The organism is Microvirga aerilata (assembly GCF_016743775.1).
Classification (GTDB): Bacteria; Pseudomonadota; Alphaproteobacteria; order Rhizobiales; family Beijerinckiaceae; genus Microvirga; species Microvirga aerilata.
The window spans coordinates 120,961-144,235 of record NZ_JAEQMY010000010.1; the positions used below are offsets into that span (position 1 = coordinate 120,961).

20 protein-coding genes are annotated in these 23,275 nt (G+C 64.7%); 6 read left to right on the top strand and 14 right to left on the bottom strand.

Going from position 1 to position 23,275, the window contains the following annotated elements; all coding sequences use genetic code 11:
- Positions 1-74 precede the first annotated feature (74 nt).
- Positions 75-1,760, bottom strand: a complete 1,686-nt coding sequence (locus JKG68_RS09445; RefSeq protein ID WP_202058596.1) for a sensor domain-containing diguanylate cyclase — start codon at positions 1,758-1,760, stop codon at positions 75-77.
- 172 nt (positions 1,761-1,932) lie between these two features.
- Here JKG68_RS09445 and JKG68_RS09450 point away from each other — a divergent pair, with 172 nt between their 5' ends.
- Complete coding sequence (locus JKG68_RS09450; RefSeq protein WP_202058676.1) at positions 1,933-2,394, top strand: DUF4126 domain-containing protein; 462 nt, start codon at positions 1,933-1,935, stop codon at positions 2,392-2,394.
- Positions 2,391-3,770, top strand: coding sequence for an FAD-containing oxidoreductase (locus JKG68_RS09455; protein WP_202058598.1), 1,380 nt, complete (start codon positions 2,391-2,393; stop codon positions 3,768-3,770). Before JKG68_RS09450 ends, JKG68_RS09455 begins: the two co-directional genes overlap by 4 nt.
- A 52-nt stretch (positions 3,771-3,822) precedes the next feature.
- Here JKG68_RS09455 and gyrB read toward each other — a convergent pair whose 3' ends face one another.
- The 13 genes from gyrB to mutM form a co-directional block, all read right to left on the bottom strand.
- On the bottom strand, positions 3,823-6,249 hold the full coding sequence (gene gyrB / locus JKG68_RS09460; protein ID WP_202058600.1) for a DNA topoisomerase (ATP-hydrolyzing) subunit B: 2,427 nt from the start codon (positions 6,247-6,249) through the stop codon (positions 3,823-3,825).
- 307 nt (positions 6,250-6,556) lie between these two features.
- Positions 6,557-7,171 (bottom strand): LysE family translocator, encoded by a 615-nt coding sequence (locus JKG68_RS09465; RefSeq protein WP_202058602.1) that lies wholly within the window; start codon positions 7,169-7,171, stop codon positions 6,557-6,559.
- A gap of 69 nt (positions 7,172-7,240) precedes the next feature.
- Complete coding sequence (gene recF, locus JKG68_RS09470; RefSeq protein WP_202058604.1) at positions 7,241-8,401, bottom strand: DNA replication/repair protein RecF; 1,161 nt, start codon at positions 8,399-8,401, stop codon at positions 7,241-7,243.
- 118 nt (positions 8,402-8,519) lie between these two features.
- Positions 8,520-9,932, bottom strand: coding sequence for a DUF2142 domain-containing protein (locus JKG68_RS09475; RefSeq protein ID WP_202058605.1), 1,413 nt, complete (start codon positions 9,930-9,932; stop codon positions 8,520-8,522).
- Positions 9,933-9,977: 45 nt separating this feature from the next.
- Positions 9,978-10,346 carry a DMT family transporter gene (locus tag JKG68_RS09480; RefSeq protein ID WP_202058607.1) on the bottom strand — a complete coding sequence of 123 codons (369 nt, stop codon included), beginning with the start codon at positions 10,344-10,346 and terminating at the stop codon, positions 9,978-9,980.
- The gene (locus JKG68_RS09485) at positions 10,343-11,356 is read right to left on the bottom strand and encodes a glycosyltransferase family 2 protein (protein WP_202058609.1); all 1,014 of its coding nucleotides are present in this window, start codon (positions 11,354-11,356) and stop codon (positions 10,343-10,345) included. The genes JKG68_RS09480 and JKG68_RS09485 overlap by 4 nt, the downstream gene beginning before the upstream one ends.
- A gap of 195 nt (positions 11,357-11,551) precedes the next feature.
- The gene (gene dnaN, locus JKG68_RS09490; RefSeq protein WP_202058611.1) at positions 11,552-12,670 is read right to left on the bottom strand and encodes a DNA polymerase III subunit beta; all 1,119 of its coding nucleotides are present in this window, start codon (positions 12,668-12,670) and stop codon (positions 11,552-11,554) included.
- Between the two features lie 166 nt (positions 12,671-12,836).
- Complete coding sequence (dnaA, locus tag JKG68_RS09495; RefSeq protein WP_246515268.1) at positions 12,837-14,288, bottom strand: chromosomal replication initiator protein DnaA; 1,452 nt, start codon at positions 14,286-14,288, stop codon at positions 12,837-12,839.
- An 829-nt stretch (positions 14,289-15,117) separates the two neighbouring features.
- A complete protein-coding gene (gene rpsT / locus JKG68_RS09500) occupies positions 15,118-15,384 on the bottom strand; it encodes a 30S ribosomal protein S20 (protein ID WP_202058615.1) in 267 nt (88 codons plus the stop codon).
- 174 nt (positions 15,385-15,558) lie between these two features.
- Positions 15,559-16,362 carry a TSUP family transporter gene (locus tag JKG68_RS09505; protein WP_376773125.1) on the bottom strand — a complete coding sequence of 268 codons (804 nt, stop codon included), beginning with the start codon at positions 16,360-16,362 and terminating at the stop codon, positions 15,559-15,561.
- A gap of 2 nt (positions 16,363-16,364) precedes the next feature.
- Positions 16,365-17,138: an enoyl-CoA hydratase gene (locus tag JKG68_RS09510; RefSeq protein ID WP_202058617.1), complete on the bottom strand. Its 774-nt coding sequence runs from the start codon at positions 17,136-17,138 to the stop codon at positions 16,365-16,367.
- 80 nt (positions 17,139-17,218) lie between these two features.
- The gene (locus JKG68_RS09515; RefSeq protein ID WP_246515270.1) at positions 17,219-17,929 is read right to left on the bottom strand and encodes a DUF2189 domain-containing protein; all 711 of its coding nucleotides are present in this window, start codon (positions 17,927-17,929) and stop codon (positions 17,219-17,221) included.
- Between the two features lie 248 nt (positions 17,930-18,177).
- Positions 18,178-19,065 carry a bifunctional DNA-formamidopyrimidine glycosylase/DNA-(apurinic or apyrimidinic site) lyase gene (gene mutM, locus JKG68_RS09520; protein ID WP_202058621.1) on the bottom strand — a complete coding sequence of 296 codons (888 nt, stop codon included), beginning with the start codon at positions 19,063-19,065 and terminating at the stop codon, positions 18,178-18,180.
- Between the two features lie 212 nt (positions 19,066-19,277).
- Here mutM and ubiE point away from each other — a divergent pair, with 212 nt between their 5' ends.
- Genes ubiE through dut form a run of 4 tightly spaced genes read left to right on the top strand, consistent with a single transcriptional unit; the run spans position 19,278 to position 23,269 of the window.
- Positions 19,278-20,027, top strand: coding sequence for a bifunctional demethylmenaquinone methyltransferase/2-methoxy-6-polyprenyl-1,4-benzoquinol methylase UbiE (ubiE, locus tag JKG68_RS09525; RefSeq protein ID WP_202058623.1), 750 nt, complete (start codon positions 19,278-19,280; stop codon positions 20,025-20,027).
- 4 nt (positions 20,028-20,031) lie between these two features.
- The gene (gene ubiB, locus JKG68_RS09530) at positions 20,032-21,606 is read left to right on the top strand and encodes a 2-polyprenylphenol 6-hydroxylase (RefSeq protein ID WP_202058625.1); all 1,575 of its coding nucleotides are present in this window, start codon (positions 20,032-20,034) and stop codon (positions 21,604-21,606) included.
- Entirely contained in the window at positions 21,603-22,817 is a 1,215-nt protein-coding gene (gene coaBC / locus JKG68_RS09535) for a bifunctional phosphopantothenoylcysteine decarboxylase/phosphopantothenate--cysteine ligase CoaBC (RefSeq protein ID WP_202058627.1), read from the top strand. Before ubiB ends, coaBC begins: the two co-directional genes overlap by 4 nt.
- The gene (gene dut / locus JKG68_RS09540) at positions 22,814-23,269 is read left to right on the top strand and encodes a dUTP diphosphatase (RefSeq protein WP_202058629.1); all 456 of its coding nucleotides are present in this window, start codon (positions 22,814-22,816) and stop codon (positions 23,267-23,269) included. The genes coaBC and dut overlap by 4 nt, the downstream gene beginning before the upstream one ends.
- The last annotated feature ends 6 nt before the right edge of the window (positions 23,270-23,275 follow it).

A 23,275-nucleotide genomic window follows, 5' to 3' on the forward strand; every position in this document is an offset into this window, starting at 1 on the left:
TCAACGGTGAACCGGATCCACTTCACCTGAAAATGCTCTGGTCAACGTGCAAACCTATCCTGCTCGCTGCCGCGTCAGGCCACCGCGGTTGCGAGCTGGATCTGCAGCCCGTCGATCATCACGCGGTTTCGCCCGGCCGCCTTGGCTTTGTAGAGGGCGTCGTCCGCCCGTTCGATCACATCCTGGATATCGCGATCCTCTTGGCGGGCCATGGCGCCTCCAATGCTGATCGTGACGGAAAGCTGATGCTCCTGATAGGCGATGGGGAGGGTCTCGATCGTTCGGCGCAGGTTCTGGGCCACGGTGATGATGCCGCTTGCATCCACCTCGTGCACGAGAACCACGAACTCCTCTCCGCCGAACCTGGCAACCTTGTCGGATGCGCGCAGGGTCTTGGTCAAAGCGGCCCCGATAGCCCGGATCGCTTCATCGCCGGCCGCGTGCCCATAGGTGTCGTTGACCTTCTTGAAGAAGTCGATGTCCAGGATCAGGACGGCGAGAGGCCGCTCATAGCGCTTGTAGAGACCGAAGGCATCCTCCGCGAGGAGGCCGAAGCCGCGGCGGTTGAAAAGTCCGGACAAGGCATCCGTCTCCGCCAAGTGGCGAAGGGCCGTCACGTCCTTTACATGCTGCGACGAGGTTGCGACCACCTGCTGCTCCGCAGCCCCCGCCCGGCGAAGGAGCGAGCGCAGCGCCGCCGAGAGCTGCACGATCTCCAGGGAGCCGGAAACCCGCGGAAGCTGCGAGATGGTCGGATCGCGGCCGATCTTGTTCGCCGCTTCGATGATGGCGCGCAATGGGCGCGTCACCCGCTTGGCGATGAACAGAGTGCAGATCAATCCCACGAGGGCGATGCCGCAGCCCAATCCTAGGATCGTCCAGACGATGCCTTTGGTCGCCGCGAACGCGATGCTGTCCGGCTGGCGCGAGACGATGATCCAATTGAGCCCTGGATAATCCCTGTAGCCTTCGGCGACGGCGAAGCCCGTCAGCATGGCTTCCGGCGCGCCTTGATCCTCAAAGGCTCCGGCTTTGGATTGGCGCATCGTCCGGATCTCGTCGTCGGAGAACGGCTTGCTGCCCGTGTCGGGTCCAAGCAGCATCGTTCCGTCGCCCGACAGGATCCAGATCGATTTGCCGGTCAGGCGCGCTTGTCCGCAGAGAATGGCCCGGCGCGCCTCGTCCGCCCATGTCCAGCTCAGGTGAACGCCAATGACGCCGGCCACGCGGCCCTCCGCATCGCGAACCGGGGCGGCCACGTCGACGAAGCGAAAGGGCTCGTTGTCCGGTGAGGGGCCGAGCAGCTTGGCCAGGAGTTTCGCCTCATGCACGTCGCCGACGGCCGGTCCCTTGAGGCCATCCTGGAACCAGGGACGCGCCTCGACGGATTGACCTTCCAGCATGCCGTGCGTTGCGGCCCGGACGATCCCGTCGGGCGTGGCATAGCCGATCCAGGCATAGTCGGGGTAGGAGGCCCGCACCTGTTCGAGCACCCGGCGGATTTCTGCGGGATCGCCGGACCAGACTGTCCTCAGGGGCGGCATCGCTGCCAGGTTGCGAGCCTCCCGATAGCGCTCGAACATGCCCCGATCCAGGATGCTGGCCGTGAGCGCCGCCTCCTGTGCCGCATGATGCATGACGATCTGTCGAACCCGGCTCTGGGCAATGTAGGCCGCACCTGCCGCCAGAATGCACATGAGGGCAAGGCACAGTACGCTGACAAGCAGGGTGAGCTGCTGCCGGAGCGATTGATGTCGCATTCTCACCATGTCTGCTGGCCTGCCGGAAATCCTGTTCGAGGATGAAGCATTATCCCATCAATCTTACTTTAGGGTATCTTTGCGGGGCGATCATGAAGGCCGCCGCTTCCCTGGAGGATTGAAAAAGACACCCCGGGGTGTAACCTTGGCAAAACCCTGGAGGAGATGGATGGTGCTTTACCTGTTGGCTCTCCTCATCGGGGTCATCGCCGGCCTGCGCGCCATGACGGCTCCCGCAGCGGTCAGTTGGGCAGCCTCCCTTGGGCTGCTCAATCTCGAGGGAACCTGGCTTGCCTTTCTGGGCTATCGCTTCACGCCCTGGCTCCTCACGGCTCTGGCCATCGGAGAACTGGTCACCGATCAACTCCCCACCACGCCGAGCCGCAAGGTTCCGGTCGCGTTCGCCACGCGGATCCTCTCGGGAGCTCTGTGCGGCGCAGCCATCGGGGTTGCGGGCGGTGCCTTGCTGGGCGGGGCGATCGCCGGAGCCCTTGGGTCTGTTGTCGGTACCTTGGGAGGAGCAGCGATCCGGGCGCGCCTGGCTGCCGCCTTCGGCAAGGATCGTCCTGCCGCATTGCTGGAAGATGCGGTCGCGATCCTTGGCGCCGCGTTGATCGTGGGAGCCGTTCCATGACGCAGTCTTTAGATGCCATCGTCATCGGCGCCGGACAGGCGGGGCCTTCCCTCGCCGGGCGGCTGACCAAGGCGGGCATGAAAGTGGCCCTCGTCGAGCGCAAGCTCTTTGGCGGAACCTGCGTCAATACCGGCTGCATGCCCACCAAGACGCTGGTGGCCAGCGCCTATGCGGCCCACCTCGCCCGCCGGGGAGAGGATTTCGGCGTTGCGATCGCGGGTTCCGTCGGCATCGACATGAAGCGGGTCAAAGCCCGCGCCGACACGGTCTCGACCAATGCCCGATCCAACGTGGAGGCATGGCTGCAAGGCATGGACGGTCTGACGGTCATCAGGGGCCACGCCCGCTTCGAGGGGCCTGATCGCATTCGCGTGGGCGACGAACTCCTGCAAGCACCGCGCATCTTCATCAATGTCGGCGGCCGGGCGAGCATTCCGGCCATGCCGGGCGTCGGCACGGTCGAATACCTCACCAACACATCGATCCTCCAGCTCGATGCCATTCCGCGCCATCTGGTCGTGGTCGGCGGCAGCTATATCGGGCTCGAATTCGCGCAGATCTATCGCCGTTTCGGCGCTCAGGTCACGGTCGTGGAGAAAGGGCCGCGCCTGATCGCCCGGGAGGACGAAGACGTGTCCGAGGCTGTTCGGGATATCCTCGCCGCCGAGGGGATTACCGTTCGCACCAACGCCACCTGCATCGGGTTCAAGCCGCATCCCGACGGCGTGGCGGTCGATGTCGACTGCACCTCCGGCGAGCCGGTGGTGGCCGGCTCGCATGTGCTGCTTGCCGTCGGGCGTCGTCCCAATACAGATGATCTCGGCCTCGATCGGGCAGGCGTCACGGTGGATGAGAAAGGCGCCATCAAGGTGGACGACACGCTTGCAACGAGCGTGCCCGGCATCTGGGCCTTGGGGGACTGCAACGGTCGCGGCGCCTTCACCCACACGGCCTATAACGATTACGAGATCGTCGCCGCCAACCTTCTCGACGGGGCAGCCCGCCGGGTCAGCGACCGGATTTCAGGCTATGCGCTTTATGTCGACCCGCCGCTGGGCCGCGTCGGCATGACGGAGTCGGAGGCGCGCAAGACGGGTCGAAATCTTCTCGTTTCCAAGCGCCCGATGGCGCGGATCGGGCGCGCCATCGAGAAGGACGAGACCAAGGGCTTCATGAAGATCGTCGCCGATCAGGACACCAAGCAGATCCTCGGCGCGGCCATCCTGGGAACGGGCGGCGACGAGGCGATCCACGGCATTCTGAACATGATGAACGCCGGAGCCGAGTACCCGACCCTGCAATGGGCGGTGCCGATCCATCCAACCGTTTCAGAGTTGATCCCGACGGTTTTGGGGGACTTGAAGCCCACAGGGTGAGGCAAAGATCTTCGGGTGGAAGCGGACTTTCACACCCGAAGATCCATGTTGCTTACACGTCGAGATTCGCCACCGAGAGCGCGTTCTCCTGGATGAACTCGCGGCGGGGCTCCACCACGTCGCCCATGAGCTTGACGAACAGGTCGTCGGCGTCGGTGGTGTCCTTCACCTTCACCTGCAGCAGGGAGCGCACGTCGCGGTCGAGGGTGGTTTCCCACAGCTGCTGGGCGGTCATCTCGCCAAGGCCCTTGTAGCGCTGGAGCTGCAAGCCCTTGCGGCCGGCAGCCAGCAGGGCGTTGAACAGGGTCAGCGGCCCGTCGATCTGCATCTCGTCCGCCTTGCGGACGAGCTTCGTCGGCCGGGCATAGACGTCCTGCAGGGATTGGGCGCGCTCGTCGAGCTTCTTGGCCTCCTGGCTGGCGATGAGAGCCTGGTCGAGAACGGCCGTTTGCGTCACGCCGCGCACGGTGCGTGAGAACGCATAGCCGCCCTCCCGGACCTCCCCGGTCCAGCCGCGCTCAAGATCCTCCGAGATCGCATCGAGGCGCTGAGCGATGAAGGCCGCGGCAGCCGGCCCGCGCTCGGGATCTTCCACCACATCGGGGCGAAGCGCGCTGGCGATCGCCGCCTGCTCCACCACCTTGCGGTCATAGCGGGTGTGCAGGCTGTTCAGAACCTGGCGCACGAGGCGGGCCTCGTCGATGAGGCCCCTGAGCTGCGCGCCTTGGAACTCCAGGCCGCTCTCGAGGCGCAGGGCCGCGTTCTCGATGCCGGCGTCGATCAGGAAGTCCTCGAGCGCACGCTCGTCCTTCAGGTAGATCGCCTGCTTGCCGCGGGTTGCCTTGTAGAGCGGAGGCTGCGCGATGTAGAGGTGCCCGCGCTCGATCAACTCCGGCATCTGCCGGAAGAAGAAGGTGAGCAGGAGCGTGCGAATGTGCGAGCCGTCCACGTCCGCATCCGTCATGATGATGATGCGGTGGTAGCGCAGCTTGTCGGCGTTGAACTCCTCGCGGCCGATGCCCGTGCCGAGCGCCGTGATCAGGGTGCCGATCTCCTGGCTGCCCAGCATCTTGTCGAAGCGCGCCCGCTCCACGTTGAGGATCTTGCCGCGCAGGGGAAGAACTGCCTGGAAGGCGCGGTCCCGGCCCTGCTTGGCGGAGCCGCCGGCCGAGTCGCCCTCGACCAGCAGGATTTCGCACTTCGACGGGTCGCGCTCCTGGCAGTCGGCAAGCTTGCCGGGGAGCGAGGCAATGTCGAGCGCGCCTTTGCGGCGGGTGAGCTCACGGGCCTTGCGCGCGGCCTCGCGGGCGGCGGCGGCTTCCACCACCTTGCCGACGAGCGTGCGGGCTTCCTGCGGATGCTCTTCGAGCCAGTTGTTGAGCGCCTCGTTGAGCACGTTCTCGACCACGGGCCGCACCTCTGAGGAGACGAGCTTGTCCTTGGTCTGCGAGGAGAACTTCGGGTCGGGCACCTTCACGGACACGACGGCGGTCAGGCCCTCACGGCAATCGTCGCCGGTGAGCGAAACCTTTTCCTTCTTGGTGAGGCCGGAGGATTCCGCATAGCCGTTGACCTGACGGGTCAGGGCTGCCCGGAAGCCCGCGAGGTGCGTGCCGCCGTCCCGCTGCGGGATGTTGTTGGTGAAGCAGAGCACGTTCTCGTGGTACGAGTCGTTCCACCACAGGGCGACCTCGACGCCGATATTGTCCTTCTCCGCGCGGATCAGGATCGGCTGCTGGATCAGCGGGGACTTGGCCCGGTCGAGATAGCGCACGAAGGCCTCGACGCCGCCCTCATACATCAGCTCCTCGCGCTTGTGCTCCGCATGACGCTTGTCGGTGATGACGATGCGCACGCCCGAGTTGAGGAACGCGAGCTCGCGCAGGCGGTGCTCCAGGGTGGCGTAATCGTACTCCACCATGGTGAAGGTTTCGGTGGAGGCCAGGAAGGTGACCTCCGTGCCGCGCTTGCCTTCGGCGTCGCCGACGACTGCCAGAGGCGCAACCGCATTGCCGTGCCGGAACTCGATCTCGTGCGCCTTGCCGTTGCGGTAGATGCGCAGCTTGAGCCAGCTCGAAAGCGCGTTCACCACGGAGACGCCGACTCCGTGCAGGCCGCCGGAGACCTTGTAGGAGTTCTGGTCGAACTTACCGCCCGCGTGCAGCTGGGTCATGATGACCTCGGCGGCCGAGATGCCTTCGCCCTGGTGGATGTCCGTGGGAATGCCGCGGCCGTTGTCGGTCACGGTCACCGAGCCGTCCGCATTGAGCGTGACGGTGACCTCCGTCGCATGACCCGCGAGCGCCTCGTCGATGGCGTTGTCCACCACCTCGTAGACCATGTGGTGCAGGCCCGAGCCGTCGTCGGTATCGCCGATATACATGCCCGGCCGCTTGCGCACCGCATCAAGGCCCTTGAGCACCTTGATCGATTCCGCGCCATAGGCATCGGCATTCACGTTGATAGCAGGTTCGGCCATTTGGGATCCTTCAAGGCGCGGCGAAAAAGGTCATAGGCGCGCCAGGGTTTTGATTCGTCAGATCAGATATTTAGTGATGATTGGTTGAAATTTCACCCCCACGCGCATACGCGCGCGTGAATTAGAGGCTGAAAATCCACGAAAATTTGCCGAATCGAAGAGATGGAGGAGCGGTTCCTCGCCTCAGGAGCCGCCGGAGGGAGCTTAAGAACAGGATCCCGGAAATGAGTGGGGTTCCCCGGATAAATCCAGCCTGCTCGATAGTTGCCCCACCGTCAGGATCGGCATGGCCGGAGCTGCCGCGGCCTCAGCGAGCCGCAATGGCCGCGGCAGCTCCGGCCATCACCGCACCCGTGCTCTTGTTGAGGATGCGCAGGGCCTTCGGGCTGGTGAAGAGCCGCCGGGCCCGGGAGGCCAAGCCGATATAAATCGCAAAGACCACTGCCAGAACGGCGAAGGTGGCAGCTACCAGTTCCGCATAGCCGAGAAGCGTCACCTGCGTGAGGTCGAGGATCGTGGGCAGGAGGGCCAGGTAGAACACGATAGGCTTGGGATTTCCCAAGGTTAGGGCAAGCCCGCCCAGGAGAAGCCGGGACGGCCTTTCCGCCGCCGTCTCGGCCCCGGCATCCAGGGTTTCCGCCGGTGCGGTCCAGAGCTTGTAGGCGATGTAGAGCAGATAAGCCGCGCCCGCATATTTGATGACCAGGAAGATCCCGTGAAAAGCCTGTGCGATGGCCGCCAGCCCCAGGATCGCGAAGGTCAGCCACACCACGTCGCCAAGCGCCACCCCGATGCTGAACGCGATCGCTCCTTGCGGCCCCCGTCCCAGCACCCGGGCCACGATGGCAGCAATGCCCGGGCCCGGCGAGGCTGCGGCGATAAAGAGCGCAGTGGCGAAGACGAGGAGGCCTGCAAGGTCCATGGGTCTAACGGAGAGAACGGAATGACGGTGTTGCGGCACCACTTTAGACCGTGGCCGCGTCTTGCACCATCAAGCAATATTGATGGGTTCGATCACTCCGGGCTGCACTTGCAGCACATCGGCTCGCCCCTGCAGCTCGGAAAACAGGCTAGGATCGGCACCCGTCATCCAGACCTGGCCTCCCAGGGACTCCAGGGCCGCGAAGAGGCCGGCCCGGCGGCGGGGGTCGAGATGGGCGGCGACTTCGTCGAGCAGCACGAAAGGGGCGATGCCGCTCATGCTGGCGACGAGCCGCGCATGGGCCAGCACGAGGCCGATGAGCAGGGCCTTCTGCTCGCCCGTGGAGGCGGTATTGGCCGGAATGTCCTTGGGGCCGTGGCGCACGAGCAGGTCCGAGGCCTGTGGGCCTACGAGGGTGCGGCCCGCGGCCCGGTCGCGGGAGCGGTACTCGCGCAAGATCGCCCGGTACCGGTCCTCGGCATCGACGGCAGGCAAGGTGGTCACCAAGGTATCGAGATCGCCTTCGAGGCCCATCGTGGCGAAGGGGAAGGGAGATTCTTCGGTCCGGGTTTCCAGGATGAGCTGGCTAAGGCGCTCAACCGTCTCGCGGCGGGCGGCCGCCACCGCAATGGCGAGCTCCGCCACCTCGCGCTCGAGCGCATCGAGCCAGAGCCGGTCGTCGGGGTTTTCCTCCAGCACCCGGTTGCGGGAGCGCAAGGCACGCTCCAGGGCGTTCACCCGTGTGCCGTGCTCCGCATCGACGGCGAGCACGAGCCGGTCCAGGAAGCGGCGCCGGTCGCCCGCGGGGCCGCGAAACAGCGCGTCGAGATCGGGAGTAAGCCAGACGATGCGCAGGTACTCGGCAAAGGCCGTAGGCGAGGAGGCGGACGCCCCGTCGATGCGGCAGATGCGCGAGGCTCTGGCGTTCTCGCTCTGCGGCTCAAGCCCCGTGCCGAGGCGGTGCTCGCCGTAAGGGGCATCGAGCGTGACCGAAACCGCGAAGGAGCCCGGGCCGTCTTTCCGGGCCATCTCGCCAAGCTCGGCGCGCCGCAGGCCACGGCCCGGCATGAACAGGGAGATCGCCTCCAGCACATTGGTCTTGCCGGCGCCGTTTTCACCAACCAGCGCCACAAGCGAGCGCGAAACGGGCAGGTCCAGGCTCGCATAGGTGCGGAAATCCTGAAGGATCAGACGGGCGATTCGGGAGGCGGCAATGGGGGTGGAGGACATGCACCCCCTTCTTTCAGGACTGGGCCTGAAAGATCAAGAGACACGTCCATCCGGTTCATCCGACAGGCTGCGGCAAGTGCTGCCGGCCGATGCTCCGGGGCGTCAGCCTGGGACGGATTTATGAATAGTAGCGCTTGATGATGGTTGCCACCGTGGCAAGGCCTCCGACAAGTCCGCAGAACGTGAAAACCGACAGTTTGAGGCTCTCGGATCTGAAGCGCTCGGATTTCGGCAGCAGGAACACAAGAAACGGCAGGATGGGCAGGAAGTAGCGTCCCTGGACGCCTTCGATGGGCCCTGGCGAGCCCAATGGGTTCCAGATGAGATAAAGGCTCAGGAAGATAAGCGCGACCGATAAGGCGAAGCCCGCCAGAGCGATCCAGCGGATGAGCGGCTGAACGGAAACCCCATCCATGACCAGGACTGCGGCGAAGCCCAAACCCAGCACGACGTAAACACCGTGCGGAAGAGGGGCATCCAGCCAGCCGAGAACTCCGACGATCTGCGACAGGTAGGAATGCAGATGAGCATAAAGGGTCGAAAAAGCGAGGCTGGGGATCTCAAGGGGGTGGGACAGGAGAAAGGCGATCTGGTCGCCAGGATCGGTTTGGATCCGAATGCTGTGCTTCACGGCACCGGCATTGCTGATCTTTGCCCAAAGAACCGGGATAAGCACCAGCACCATGCATGCCAGGATGTACTTCACAGCTCCCTTGCGGGGCCGCGGCTCTGCCCACCAGAGCGCGACGAGGGCGACGAGGGCGACCGGCAGATAAGGCAGTTTCGTGGCCCCGGTGAAGGCCCCGAGAACAACGACTGCAAACACTGTTGACGAACTGACCTTTCGCCGCACGACCGCCGTGATCGTCAATGCGAACATCAGCAGCGATCCGGCGATCACAAGCCCATCCGGGGACGTGGATGCAAGCTGATGAAGCGTCATCGGCAGCGCGCCGATCAGAGCGATGAAGTGCTTTCCCTCCGCCGCGACGTGAATGGCAAAGGCAATGATCAGAAAGCAGATGACAGCATTGAGCATGCTTGCAAGCTGAAGGGACTGGACCAGACGAAGATCCAAGGCCTGGGCGATCTTGAGGCCGACGGCTTGCGGAATGAAGGCTGCGGGGAAATAGACGGAGGAGTTGAAGCGCCTGAGCCTTTCGTTGCCTGACCAGCCAAATTCCTGAAAGACCGGCAGCGCAGTGTCCAAGGATTCGAAACGCCTTTTGTTGACCTCCGAGCCGAGGCGGAACCAGGCGTTATCGACCATGCCCTTGGGATGAAGGCCCGGAACGGCCTCCTCCGTCAGAACGACACCCTTCGAGATCTGGTAGGCCCGGGCCACATGGGAGGCCTCGTCCGGATTGCCGAGGGGCTGGCGGAAGAAAACCAGAAACAAGACCGTGGGAACGCAGATGATCAGATAAAGCAGGGGCAGAAAACGAACGGAATAGATGCTCCCCGCAGGTCGTTCCTTGAGGAGTGCGTTCGGCCAGGAGGCTAGGTGGCTCCTCCAGGAAGGCCGGGGCACAAGGACGGCGTCTCGTCTGTCTGAGGGAGAATGCATTCTTTGAAACTACTTGATCGTGATGAGGTAAATTCCAAGCGCGATCGCCGCCAATCCAGGAATGAGGAAACGCGGCAGCTGCTCCCCGAAAAAGATCGTGCTGACGATGGGAATGAACGCGAAAGCAAGCGCGTTGAACATGAAGGCTACGGAGAGCGGTATCGTCCGCAAGGCCGTGATCCATGCCACCGTCGATATCATGTAAAGCGAGAGCGCGCCTGCCACCGCGGCAAGCGGCGCGAAGTTGCGGCGGATCAGTTCGGCGATGGGCTCGCCGGGAATAAAATCGAAACGCAATGCGGAGTATTTGAAGATCGTCTGCCCGATCGCGATCACGATCACCGAGAACAGGGCCAGGGCATAGGCGTTGACGTTCATGGCGCGCTCTTGCGATGGCGCAAGGCCCTGCCGGGCCGCTTCGATTTCTCGAGCCGCGGGTGAAGTGCCGTGCTGGGCGTCGAGTGGATGTCGTAGTTGAGAAAGGCCAGCAGCAACTGCGTGCCGACGATGATCGGCATGGCCGCCAGCATCACGGTTCCGGCGCTCGCATAGGACTCGGACTGCCAGTTCAGCAGCCCGAAGACGGTTCCGAAGGCAAGGAGGGCCAGGCCCAGCAGAAGTTCGATGGAGGCGAGGCTGAAATCCCGCAGGAAGTACCGGTAGAAAATCCGCTTGAGGAGGTTTTTCAGGTGCCCTTTTGCGAACCGCAGGATTTCCTTGTGCGGCTGCATGCTGCTCTGCTCGTCCGCGTAATGGGCATGCATGGGAATGTCCACGACCCTGGCCTCGACCACGCCCAGCCGAAACAGCAGGTCCGACTCGAAGAAGTAGCGCTTGCTGATCTTCTCCACGGGCAGGAGGCTCATGAGGCTTGCGTGAATGGCAAAGAAACCGTTCGTCGGATCGAAGCTGTGCCAGTAGCCGGTCGAGAACTTGGCCATGAAGGAGAGGCCGGCATTGCCGATCAGGCGCGCCCGCGGCATGGTCATCACCCCTTCGGGCTCAAAGAACCTGTTGCCCTTGGCGAAATCGGCCTCGGAGGACAGGATGACGGCCGTGAAAGCGGGAATGAGGCGCGGATCCATTTGGCCGTCGCCGTCGATCTTCACGATCACATCCACGTCGTCCTCAGCGGCTCGGGCCATGCCGGCCAACGTCGCCCCGCCGACCCCAAGGTTGACCTCGTTGAAGATGACCCTGATCCGCGGGTCGTCAATGGACTCGCTTACATAGCGACCCGTTTCTTCAGGGCAGCGGTCGTCGACCACGTAGATGAAATCCACCTCCGGTCCGATTTCGCCGATAACCGATGCGATGTGCTTCCGGACCCGAAAGCACGGAATGACGACCGCAACCTTCCTGTCACCGTGAAGCTTGCTTGAAGACATGAATGATACTCGCGAGAGGCCCACTCATGTAGCCAAGAATTGCAGGCGCGACAACCGATCCGAGCAGGCCATGCTCCGCCGGAGCCCAGGAACGCGGATGCCTGGGCAGCGCCGGTCAAGTCTTTCCAAAGGGAAGGGGGCGCCTTCAGCCGGCGGCCCCGGGGCTGCGCAGCCCCAAGGCGCCTGGATCAAGGATTACACCCGCATCGGCATCAGGACGTAGAGGGCGGAAGCGCCTTCGCGGTCCTGGACGATGGTCGGGGAGCCGGGATCGGCAAGCTTGAACAGGGCGGTGTCCCCGTCGAGCTGAGCCGTGATGTCGAGGAGGTAGCGGGCGTTGAAGCCGATATCGATGGGAGACGCGTCGTAGTCGACCTCGATCTCCTCCGTGGCGCTGCCCGAGTCCGGGTTGTTCACGGTAAGCGTCAGGCGTCCCTCGCCCAGGGCAAGCTTCACCGCGCGGCCCCGCTCGGACGAGATGGTGGAAACGCGGTCCACGGCCTTGGAGAAGTCGGCCCGCTCGACCACCAGAACCTTGTCGTTCCCGGCCGGGATGACCCGCTGGTAGTCGGGGAAGGTGCCGTCGATGAGCTTGGAGGTCAGCACCACGCCGTCGAAGGTCAGCCGCACCTTGGCGGAGGACAGCTCGATAGTAATGGTCTCGGAACCGTCCTCGACGAGCTTGACGATCTCGGCCACCGCCTTGCGGGGAACGATCACGCCGGGCATGCCCTCCGAGCCCGTGGGCGCCGGGATCTCGACCCGGGCGAGGCGGTGGCCGTCCGTGGCAACCGCGCGCATCACCACCGATCCGCCCGCATCCAGGGTGTGGAGATAGATGCCGTTGAGGTAGTAGCGCGTCTCTTCCGTCGAGATCGCGAATTGCGTCTTCTCGATCAGGCGCTTGAGATCGGCGGCGGGCAGGGTGAAGCGGTGCGGCAGGTCGCCGGCGGCGAGATCGGGAAAATCGCTTTCCGGCAGAGCCTGGAGCATAAAGCGCGAGCGGCCGGAGCGGATCTGCACCTGACCCATGTCGGGGGTCATTTCCAGGGAGACCTGGGCGCCGTCCGACAATTTGCGGACGATGTCGTAGATCATGTAGGCCGGAACGGTGGTCGAGCCTGCCTCCGTGATGTCGGCCGGGATCGTTTCCGTCACCTCGATGTCGAGGTCGGTGGCCTTCAGGCGCAGGGAGCCTTCCTCGGCGCGCAGCAGGACGTTGGACAGGATCGGAATGGTATTGCGGCGCTCGACGACGCGGTGCACGTGCCCCAGCGCCTTCAGCAGAGCGGCGCGCTCAACGGTAACTCTCATAACCTCAGCACCTGTATTCGGTGAAATTCTTGGCTCAGACCCCGCAGCAGGACCGGCCTCGAGCGGGATCAAGCAGGGCCGCAAGATTGGCGGGTGTTGTGCGAGAAAGCAAGGCCAGGACTTTGCCCCCTCGCAGCATCCGCCCGGTGCCGCCCGGATAAAGGGCTTATTCCTGCAGCATCCGCTTGAGGAGCTCGACCTCGTCCGACAGGGTATGATCCTCGCCGATGGCCTTCTCGATCTTGCGCACCGCGTGCAGCACCGTGGTGTGGTCGCGCCCGCCGAAGCGGCGGCCGATCTCGGGCAGGGAGCGAAGGGTCAGCACCTTGGACAGGTACATGGCAATCTGGCGCGGCCGCACCACGGCGGCGGTGCGGCGTTCCGAGAGGATGTCCGAACGGGAGACGTTGTAGCGCGAGGCCACCAGCTTCTGGATGTCCTCGATCTTGACCCGCTTGGGCTCCCGGTTGCGCACCAAGTCCCGGATCGCCGTCTCGGCCGTCTCCAGGGTGATGGCGGAGCCGGTGAGCGTCGCATGGGCGAGAAGCCGGTTGACGGCTCCCTCCAGATCGCGCCCGTTGGCGGTAATCGCCCGAGCCACGTAGGCGATCACGTTCGAGCCCACATCGAAGGTGGGATGAATGGTTTTCAGAGCCTCCACGCGGGTGGTGAGGATCGACGTGCGCAGCGCCTCGTCGAGAGCGCTGACCTCCACCACGAGGCCGCCGGCCAGGCGCGAGCGCACCCGCTCGTCCAGGTTCTCCAGGTCCGCCGGCGGACGATCCGCGGCGATCACGATCTGGCGGCCGGCATCGATGAGCGCGTTCAGCGTATGGCCGAATTCCTGCTGGATCTGCTTGCCCTGGATGAACTGCACGTCGTCGATGATGAGCAGGTCGATGCCGCGCAGGCGCTCCTTGAAGGCAAGGGACGTCTGGGCCTTCAGGGAGGCGACGAAGCCGTACATGAAGCGGTCGGCGGTGAGATAGATGACCCGGCGGCCCTGCGCGCGGACCTCGTGGCCGATCGCATGCAGAAGATGGGTTTTGCCCAGGCCCACGCCCGCATGAAGATAAAGCGGGTTGTAGATCGCCTGGCCGTTCTGGGCGTGCGCCACCCGGTCCGCCGCCGCATGGGCGAGGGCGTTGGAGCGTCCGACGATGAAGCTCTCGAAGGTAAGGCGGGAGTCGAGCGGTGCGCCGCCGAGCTCGCCGTTCTCGCCACGCTCCTCATGGGACGCAGCCATGGAGGGAAGCTTGATCTCTCCCGCGGAGCTCGGCATGGCCATGGAGGCTGCCGGAGCCGGGCGCGGGGCTTCGCTGACCCGCCGCCCGGCGGCGGGGTCGCGGCCCAGGGTGTTGCGCACACCGATGGAAACGCGCGCCACATCGGGAGCCTCGGAGCGGTAAACCGCGAGCACCCGGTCGGCATAATGGGATTCGATCCAGCTCTTCAGAAACCGGGTGGGAACCGTCAGATAGGCGCAGCCCTCGATCACCGAATCCAGCTCCAGGCGGCCGAACCAGCTGGCGAAAATATCCTCGCCCAGCTCTGCCCGAAGACGGCGCTTCACCCGCGCCCAGACATCCGATGCCGTTTGTTCGCCGGGAACTTCCATGCCGTTTTCGCTGGGAGCGGCAAAGGTGCGGTGATCTTCGCTGCGATACATCAATGTTCCTCCACGAGGTTCTGCCTGTTCAAGGCCAGAACCCCTACGCATGTCCCGTTTTGAACACATCAAGGCACAACGGCCTCACAGGGTGTTCAAAACTTGGCGCCCCCAGTTGTACTAAAGATTATATATTCATTTATCAGTGGAGATGATCGTCAGGCGCCATCTCCTTTGTCTTCACTCAAGGTCTATCAAGTCTACCCCTTGGTAAAGGATGAGCCTTCGCTTGCTTCTTGAGAGAATGAAACAATGCCCTATCCCCGCACTTGATGTGTTTAGTTCGAGCCTTGATCGAAAGACTTAACGGCGAACCGTCGAAGTAAGGTGACCTTACACAGGGAGCGCGACGGGGCGCAATATGAGTCCGTCAACACGCAAGCCCCTCAAACCCCTTCATCGGGTCCACAGCCTCGTCCACAGGTTTTGAATCTGGGCTGTAAAGTCCTGACTCTTCAACTGATTCACTGTTCCACCGCAGCCGGCTCGCGGGCCGCAAAAAAGGTTTTTGCGCAACCTTGATTCACTGTCGATTCGCAACGACTCAAGAGGTGATTCTGATGCTTCGCGTTGCTTTGCCTGCTAAGCTCTTGAAGATGCTCAGGCTTTTATGTGCGTTTTGAATCCGGTCCATGGGTCGTTCACCCTGTCAATCCGGGATAAAGTCAAGCTCTCGTGTGGATAAATTGCGCAGGCGATTTCGGGGCCGGAAACGAAAAAACCCGGCCTTGCGGCCGGGTCGAATCGTCGGATGAAAAGACAGCTGTGAGGCTGCTTTTTAGGCGCTCAGCGTCTTGATGCGGCTCGCCAGGCGCGAGACCTTCCGCGAAGCGGTGTTCTTGTGCACGATGCCCTTCTGGGCTGCGCGCATCATTTCCGGCTCGGCGGCACGGAGGGCTGCCGCAGCTTCAGTCTGGTTGCCGGAGGCGATTGCCTCTTCGACCTTGCGCACGAAGGTCCGCATGCGGCTGCGACGCGACCGATTGATCTCGGTGCGCTTCGCGATCTTGCGGGTCATCTTCTTGGCGGACACGGTGTTGGCCATGGCCCATCCTCGTTCTTTAAAAATCCCGATGCGCCAAGCTCAAGCTTGTCGAGAGCTCCGGCAGCGATCGGTTGATTGCATGGAAACCGAAGAGCCCGCGGGACGCGCGGGCTCATGTGAGGCGGCTTATAGACGCGAAGACCGCAAGCGTCAATAACTGTAGGCCTTTGCGCGTCAAAAAAGCATCGAGACGGCCCGCTGCAGGCCCTGACGCCACGGATTGGCAGGATCGAGCAGGAGCCTGAGCGCCATCAGGCTCGACACCAGAACCAAGAGGGGGCGGATGATCCGGGACCCCAGCCGCATCGCCACGCGCGAGCCGAGCTGGGCTCCGAGGAGCGATGCGCCGGCCATGACAAAGCCCAAGGACCACACCACCGTGCCGGTGGCCGCATAAAGCAGGAGGCTGCCGAAATTGCTCGCGAAATTGACGAGCTTGGTATGGGCGGTCGCCCGCACCACCCCGTAGCCCAGGAGCGTCACGAAGGCGAGCATGTAAAAGGAGCCTGCGCCGGGCCCGAAGATGCCGTCGTAAAAGCCGATCGCCACCGGGGCGGTGAGGCCGAAGGCCAGCGTGGTCATGCGGGCATGGGCATCTTCGTCCTTTACCTTGCGCGAGAAGGCGAAGTAGAGGGCAATCGCGATCAGCAGCAGCGGGATCAGCACCTCGAGGGCGGAGCGCGGCAGGAAGCGGACGCACAGGGCGCCCGCAATGCTGCTCAAGAAGGCGACCAGGGTGAACCCCCAGGCCTTCTTCCACTCGATCAGGCCCTTGCGCCCGAAAGTATAGGTGGCGGAGGCCGCAGCCACCGAGCCCTGCACCTTGTTGGTGGCGATGGCCTGTGCCGGATCGAGGCCCGCGAGCAGAAGGGCCGGCACCGTCAGAAGCCCGCCGCCGCCCGCAATGGAATCCACGAAGCCTGCCAGGAAGGAGACCGCGGCGAGCGCCGCGATCATGTCGAACCCGATCTCGCCCACGATCAGTCGTTCTTGAACGCGGCCGGGCGTTTTTCCACGAAAGCGGCCATGCCTTCCTTCTGGTCGGCGGTGGCGAACATCGCGTGGAACAGGCGCCGCTCGAAGCGGATGCCCTCGGAGAGCGAGACTTCGTCGGCCCGGCTGATCGTCTCCTTCGTCATCATGGCGATGGGCAGCGACATGGACGCGATGGTCTCCGCCGTCTTCATCACCTCGGGAAGAAGATCGGCGAGGGGCACCACCCGGGCCACGAGCCCGGAGCGCTCCGCTTCCTCGGCTCCCATCATGCGGCCCGTCAGGCACATTTCCATGGCCTTGGCCTTGCCGATCAGCCGGGTCAGGCGCTGGGTGCCGCCCATGCCGGGCATCACGCCGAGCTTGATCTCGGGCTGGCCGAACTTGGCGTTGTCGGCCGCGATGATGAAGTCGCACATCATGGCGAACTCGCAGCCGCCGCCGAGCGCAAAGCCCGCCACCGCGGCGATCATGGGCTTGCGCCGCCCCGACACCTTCTCCCAGCCGGAGAAGAAATCGGCCATGTAGGTGTGCGGGTAAGTGAGCGCCGCCATTTCCTTGATGTCGGCGCCGGCCGCAAAGGCCTTCTCCGAACCGGTGATGACGATGCAGCCGATGTCATGATCCGCCTCGAAGGCGTCGAGCGCCTGGTTCACCTCGTTAAGCAGCGCCGAGTTGAGGGCGTTCAGGGCCTGAGGCCGGTTGAGCGTGATCAGCCCCACCTTTCCGCGGGTCTCAACGAGAATTGTCTCAAAAGCCATGCCGGCATCTCCTCCTCAATCGGGAGACACCGGTAGGCGAGGCCGCCAGGCCTCGCAAGTGAAAAACAGGGCTCTCGCCGTCAAGGGACCATCCGGCGATACAGGTGCCAAGTGGCATGCCCCAGGACGGGAAGCACCACCGCAAGCCCGATGAAAAGCGGGATGAAGCCCACCGCCAGAAGAGCCCCGACGATGAGCGCCCAAAGCAGCATCGGGCCGGGATTGGCCGCAACCGCCCGGATCGACGTGAGGATTGCCGGGATAGCGCCGATGTTCCGGTCGAGCAGCAGCGGGAAGGACACCACGCTGATGCAGAAGACCACCGCGCTGAAAACGAACCCGAGGGCGTTGCCCGCGATGATCAGCCACCAGCCGTTCCGGGTCGTGAGGACCTCGCTCAAGAAAGCGCTCATCGATTCGGGAGCGTGCCAGCCGAACAGGGACTGATAGAGCGTCTGGGCGGTCAACAGCCAGGCGAGGAAGATCACCATCAGCAGGATCCCGAGGGCTGCGATGGAGCCGATGGACGGCGAGCGGAAGAGATCCGCCATGCTCTGCCAGGAGAGGTCCAGCCCCTGCTCCCTCCGGCGGCTGATCTCATAAAGGCCCACGGCCGCCAGGGGGCCGACCAGGGCAAAGCCCGACATGAGCGGGAACAGGATCGGCAGCATGTTGTAGCCGAAGGCAAGCCCCGCAAAGAAGATGCCGATAATCGGGTACATGAGGCCGAGAAAGACCAAATGAGTCGGGCTGGCCCAGAAATCGGCCACGCCCTGCCTCAAGGCCTCCATGAGATCGGCAGAGCCGATGCGGCGGACCGCGAGAGGCTCCGATGCCGGGCCTGCCTGGGAGTCGGAGATGGGGGTGTCGGAGACGATGGTGTGCCTGGCCATGGCTGTCCTTCCTGAACACGTGTTCAAGTGGCCGCGAGACCGGTCATGCAGACGCCGCAGACGGGGAGTCGCAACCTGCCGAAGGAGAGGAGTCTACGCCTCTTGAGCCGTTCTGTCGCCGGGGTGGCGATCACATTCTTGGGGGCTTAGGACCGCTTCTGGCATTCCGGGCAGTAGAAGGTGGAGCGCCCGGATTGCACCAGCCGGGCCACCGTGCCGGAGCAGCCGGGGGTCACGCAGGGCTCCTTCTCCCGGTCGTAGACCCGGAAGGAGTGCTGGAAATAGCCGAGCGAGCCGTCCACCTGGGCATGGTCGCGCAAGGTGGAGCCGCCGGCCTCAACGGCCTCCGAGAGCACGTCCCTGATGACGTCCGCGAGCTGGCGGGCCTTGTCCGTGGGCTCGCCCTTCTTGCCCACGAGGGAGCCTGCCGGAGCCTCGGGGTGGAGGCCGGTGCGGAACAGGGCCTCGCAGACATAGATGTTGCCCAGGCCCGCGATCAGGCGCTGGTCGAGGAGAGCCGCCTTCAGGGGCGTGCGCTTGCCTGCAAAGAGCCCCGCGATGGTCTCGCCCGAGAGCTCGTTGCCGAGGGGCTCGATGCCCATGCCGGCGAAATGCTTGGAGGTCTCGATGCCGGACCGGGGCACCAGATCCATGAAGCCGAAGCGGCGGGCGTCATTGTAGGTGACGGTTGCGCCGTTGGAGAGCCCGAACACCACATGATCGTGAGCCCCCGATCCGCCATGCTCATGATGGAACTCCCCCGGCATGCGGGTGGCGCCCCCTTGGGCTACCAGAAAGCGGCCGGACATGCCCAGATGCATGACCAGAACCTCGCCCGAGGAGAGATCGGCCAGCAGATACTTGGCCCGGCGGCCGAGCGCCTTGACCTCCTGGCCTTCCAGGCGTTCGGCAAACCGGTCGGGGAAGGGAAAGCGCAGATCGGGCCGGCGCTGGATCACCTGGGTGAAGCGGGCTCCGACCATGGCGGGCTCCAGGCCGCGGCGCACGGTTTCGACTTCGGGCAGTTCAGGCATCAACCATCTCTCGGCTTCTTGAGGGCTCTTACATAGCCATCCGGTCCCGCTTCCGCTATGGATCCCCACATTAGCGCATCGTGCGGGAAAAGTGGCTCCGGTTTACCGCGCCGACGATGCGCACTTCAAAGGGTGGAGCACCGGATATATCCCAAAAGTGCAAATCCACTTTTGGGCTCGATGCTCTAGGTGACGAGAGGTTTTGCCAGATCATGACCGACGAGAACACCCATTTCGGCTTCCAGTCCGTGCCGCTGGGCGAAAAGCAGGGCAAGGTCAACGAGGTCTTCCGCTCGGTGGCGGGCCGCTACGACCTGATGAACGACCTCATGTCGGCAGGCCTCCACCGCATCTGGAAGGACACCCTCGTCAACACCGTACGCCCGCCCCGGGACCGGCCGTTCCGCCACCTCGACGTGGCCGGCGGCACCGGGGACGTGGCCTTCCGCATCCTGGACGCCGGCGGTCCCCAGACCCACGTGACCGTGCTCGACATCAATGGCGAGATGCTGAAGGTAGGCGAGGAGCGGGCCGGCCATGCTTACGACGGCCGCATCGATTTCGTCGAGGCCAATGCGGAGGAGCTGCCCCTCGAATCGAAGACCTACGACGCCTACACCATCGCCTTTGGCATCCGGAACGTGCCGCGCATCGACGCGGCCCTGCGCGAGGCGCATCGGGTTCTCAAGCCCGGCGGGCGCTTCCTCTGCCTTGAATTCTCGAAGGTGGACGTGCCGGTCCTGGACAGGATCTACGACGCTTATTCCTTCAACGTCATCCCGCGCCTCGGGCAGATGGTGACGGGGGACGCCGAGTCCTATCAGTACCTCGTGGAATCGATCCGCCGCTTCCCGACGCCTGCCGCTTTTGCGCGGATGATCGAGGAGGCGGGCTTCAAGCGCGTTACCCATCGCTCGCTCACCGCCGGCGTGGTGGCGGTTCACTCGGGCTGGAAGATCTAAGCCCGTGATCGGCAGCTTCTTTCACCTCGCCCGGAACCTGCATGCCGGGTTCGTCCTTGCCCGCGAGGGCGCACTCGCGCTCGTCGATCCGAGCGCTCTGCCGCCTGCCGCTCGCCTTGCTTTGCGGATGGCGCGCCTCATCGAGCGGCCGCAGGCCGAGGAGGGCGCGGCACGGCTTTCCAAGGCGCTCACCCGGCTCGGACCCTCCTATGTGAAGTTCGGCCAGTTCCTGGCGACCCGCCCCGATATCGTCGGCGTGGCGGCGGCCCGCGACCTGGAACGCCTGCAGGACCGGATGCTACCCTTTCCAAGGGCCGAGGCGGTGCGCATGGTCGAGACCGCATTGGGCCGCCCCCTCGACATGCTGTTCCTGGAGTTCAGCGAGCCGCTCGCCGCCGCCTCCATCGCGCAGGTTCACAAGGCTCGCATCCGCACCGCGGAGGGCGAGGAAACCGTGGCCGTGAAGGTGGTGCGGCCCGGCGTCCGCGAGCGCTTTGCCCGCGACCTGCAGGCCATGCGCGCCGCAGCCCGCCTGTTCGAGCGCCTCGTGCCCGATGCCCGCCGCCTCAAGCCCCTGGAGATCGTGGAGGCGCTCGCCCGCTCCGTCGCCGTCGAGATGGACCTGCGCCTGGAGGCGGCCGCCGTCTCGGAGCTGGCGGAGAACACCCGGGACGATCCCGATTTCCGGGTGCCGAAGCCCGAATGGGACCTCACCGCCCGCGACGTGCTCACCACCACCTGGATCGACGGCATCCGCCTCAACGACATTGAGGCCATCCAGGCTGCAGGCTTCGACCGGGTGGCGCTCGGGCGCACGGTGATCCAGTCCTTCCTGCGCCATGCCATCCGCGACGGCTATTTCCACGCCGACATGCATCCCGGCAACCTGTTCATCGACCCGGAAGGCCGCCTCGTCGCCGTCGATTTCGGCATCATGGGGCGGCTCGGCATGAAGGAGCGGCGTTTCCTCGCCGAAATCCTTTTAGGCTTCATCCGCCGCGATTACCTGCGGGTGGCGCAGGTGCATTTCGAGGCGGGCTACGTGCCGCCGCACCACTCGGTGGAGGATTTCGCCCAGGCGATCCGGGCCATCGGCGAGCCGATCCACGACCGGCGGGCCGACGAAATCTCCATGGCGAAGCTGCTCACGCTTCTGTTCGAGATCACGGCGCTGTTCGACATGGCGACCCGCATCGAACTGGTGATGCTGCAGAAGACCATGGTGGTGGTGGAGGGCGTGGCCCGTAATCTCGACCCGAAGCTCGACATGTGGACCACCTCCGAGCCCGTGGTGCGCGAATGGATCGAGCGCAATCTCGGGCCGCTGGGCCGCGCCGAGCAGGCGGGCCGGGGCCTGTGGACGCTGGCCGGCGTCATCGGCGACCTGCCGGATCTGGCCCTTCGGGCCGAGCGGGTTCTCAACCAGCTTGAGGACGTGACGGCGCGGGGCGTGTCGCTGAACCAGGACAGCGTCGCGGCCATCGGGCGGGCCGAGGCTCGCGGCAACCGCTGGGGCGTGGCGGCCTTGTGGATTATCGCGGCCTCGCTGATGATCATGCTGTTCAGAGGGCTCGCATGACGGCGCTTACAGGCAAACGCATTCTCCTCGTCATCGGCGGCGGCATCGCGGCCTACAAGTCGCTCGATCTCATCCGCCGTCTGCGCGAGCGCGGTGCTTGCGTGCGCTGCGTGCTGACGAACGGCGCGCAGCAGTTCATCACGCCGTTGGCCGCTTCCGCGCTCACCGGCCAGCGCTCGCACACGGATCTGTTCGACCGCGAGGACGAGGCCGATATCGGGCACATCAAGCTCGCCCGCGATGCGGACCTCATCGTCGTAGCGCCCGCCACCGCCAACCTCATGGCCAAGATGGCCGGCGGGCATGCGGACGATCTCGCCTCCACGGTGCTGCTCGCCACTACGCTGCCGATCCTGATCGCGCCCGCCATGAACGTGCGCATGTGGCTGCATCCGGCAACGCAGCGCAATCTGAAGGCGCTCCAGGCCGACGGTGTTCATGTGGCAGGCCCCAACGAGGGCGCCATGGCGGAGGCCGAATTCGGCCCCGGCCGCATGGCGGAGCCCCTGGAGATCGCAGCCGCCGTCGAGGGCCTGCTCGCGCCCTCGGGACCGCTCGCGGGCCGGCACGTGATCGTCACCTCCGGCCCGACGCACGAGCCCATCGATCCGGTGCGCTACATCGCCAACCGCTCCTCCGGCAAGCAGGGCCACGCCATCGCGAAGGCAGCACGCGAAGCCGGGGCGCGGGTGACCCTGATCTCCGGCCCCGTGACCTTGCCCGATCCCCCGGGCGTGACGACGGTGCACGTGGAAAGCGCCCGCGCGATGCTGGAAGCGGTCGAGGGGGCGCTGCCGGCCGATATCGGCATCTTCGCCGCCGCCGTGGCCGACTGGCGCGTGGCCAACGCGGGCGAGCAGAAGATCAAGAAGAAGGACGGCGCGCTGCCCAGCCTGTCGCTCACCGAGAACCCGGATATCCTCGCCACCATCGCACGTCGCACGGAGAACCGCCCGCCACTCATGGTGGGCTTTGCGGCCGAAACCGAACACGTGATCGAGCATGCCCGGCAGAAGCTCGCCAAGAAGGGCTGCGACCTCATCGTCGCCAACGATGTCTCGGCCGAGGCAGGCGTCATGGGCGGCGACAGCAACACCGTGCATCTCGTGACCGCCTCCGCGGTCGAGACCTGGCCGACGCTCTCGAAAACCGAGGTGGCGAGGAAACTCGTCGAGCGGTTGGGCGCCATGGCGGAGGGTGCGAAGCCATGAGCCGCCGCCTGCATATCCAGCGCCTCGCGCATGCCGCCGATCTGCCGCTGCCGCGCTATGAGACAGCCGGGGCGGCCGGGATGGATCTCATGGCCGCCAACGCCGCCGATGCACCCGTCGTTCTCGAGCCCTTCGAGCGTGCGCTCATCCCCACGGGCCTCGTGCTCCAGCTTGAGCCTGGCTTCGAGGCGCAGGTGCGGCCCCGCTCGGGGCTTGCCTTCAGGCACGGCGTCACCGTGCTCAACGCGCCTGGGACCGTGGACGCGGACTATCGCGGCGAGGTGCAGGTGCTGCTCGTCAATCTCGGCCAGGAGGCTTTTTCCATCACGCGCGGCATGCGCATCGCCCAAATGGTGATTGCCCCCGTCACCATGGTGGAGCCGGTCGAAGTGGGACACGTCGACGAGACCGATCGCGCGGCGGGCGGTTTCGGATCGACCGGATTGGGCTAAAGGTTG